This is a genomic window from Methanoculleus sp. MH98A (genome assembly GCF_000691865.1).
Lineage (GTDB): Archaea > Halobacteriota > Methanomicrobia > Methanomicrobiales > Methanoculleaceae > Methanoculleus.
The window spans coordinates 1-864 of record NZ_JMIO01000123.1 but is presented as its reverse complement, the minus strand read 5'-3'; the positions used below and the strand labels follow the sequence as shown (position 1 = coordinate 864).

At 52.3% G+C, this 864-nt stretch carries 2 protein-coding genes; both read right to left on the bottom strand.

The genetic code is table 11. The features are described from left to right. Nucleotides 1–7: 7 nt before the first annotated feature. Nucleotides 8–295 carry a hypothetical protein gene (locus tag EI28_RS11840; protein ID WP_048114172.1) on the bottom strand — a complete coding sequence of 96 codons (288 nt, stop codon included), beginning with the start codon at nt 293–295 and terminating at the stop codon, nt 8–10. Then, nucleotides 292–723 carry an Lrp/AsnC family transcriptional regulator gene (locus EI28_RS11835; protein ID WP_048114171.1) on the bottom strand — a complete coding sequence of 144 codons (432 nt, stop codon included), beginning with the start codon at nt 721–723 and terminating at the stop codon, nt 292–294. The genes EI28_RS11840 and EI28_RS11835 overlap by 4 nt, the downstream gene beginning before the upstream one ends. Between the last annotated feature and the right edge of the window lie 141 nt (nt 724–864).

Genomic DNA, 864 nt, shown 5'->3' with positions numbered 1-864 from the left:
ACGCATATTACCCTCTCATGATACCGTACGCCATCACGCCGAGGCCGAGGATCACCACGATGTGTGAGAAGATCGTCGACCAGACGATGATGAATTCATCGGGCGTGAAGACGCTCACGAGATCGGCGAACGTGATCCCCACGACCAGCGTAAACAGCCCGTAGATGAAGAGGAGCAGGGTCGGCTGCTTCACAATCCGGTAGGCGTTGAAGATGATGCCGATGACGAGCACTCCGAGAAGGAGCGTCACGATCGCAAGCATCTGCTGTATGGTTTCTATCTGCAATCCGTTCATGTCTGTTCCTTGACCTTCCTCACCGAGATGATCGTCTGGATATCCCTCACCCCCGGAAGGCCGGAGAGGGGGACGAGCACGCTCCGTTTCAACTCGGATATGTTCTGCACCCGGACCTTGATGAAGAAGTCCCCGGGTTCGAGCACCTCGTAGAGTTCAAGGATGCTCGGGAGACCCTGCATGAACTCTTCGACCTCTGATTTCCCGTCGGGGTGAACCCTGACGTTCAGAAAAGCGACCAGAGTATGCTCGAAACACTTCTGGTTGATGACGATCGTGAACCGCTCGAGGATGCCGGCGTTCTTCAGTTTCTCGATCCGTTTAAAGACCGTCGACGGTGCTATACCCAGCATTGAGCCGAGTTCTGCCATAGACATTCGCCCGTCTCTCTGCAGTTCCCGAAGGATCGCATCGTCGATCTCGTCCATTCAATACAGTAGTTACAAGTTTTTATTTATAAAAATTCCGCATTTGTATTTATAATATGAGTGGATTATTTTTCGTTTCTGTCGGATTCTGCCGCCACTTATCCTGTGTGTCGTTCGGGAAGCATGTACCCTCCCCGCATT

Coding starts and splice junctions, on each gene's coding strand:
- EI28_RS11840 (WP_048114172.1), bottom strand. CDS start 295: ATGAACGGATTGCAGATAGAAACCATACAGCAGATGCTTGCGATCGTG.
- EI28_RS11835 (WP_048114171.1), bottom strand. CDS start 723: ATGGACGAGATCGACGATGCGATCCTTCGGGAACTGCAGAGAGACGGG.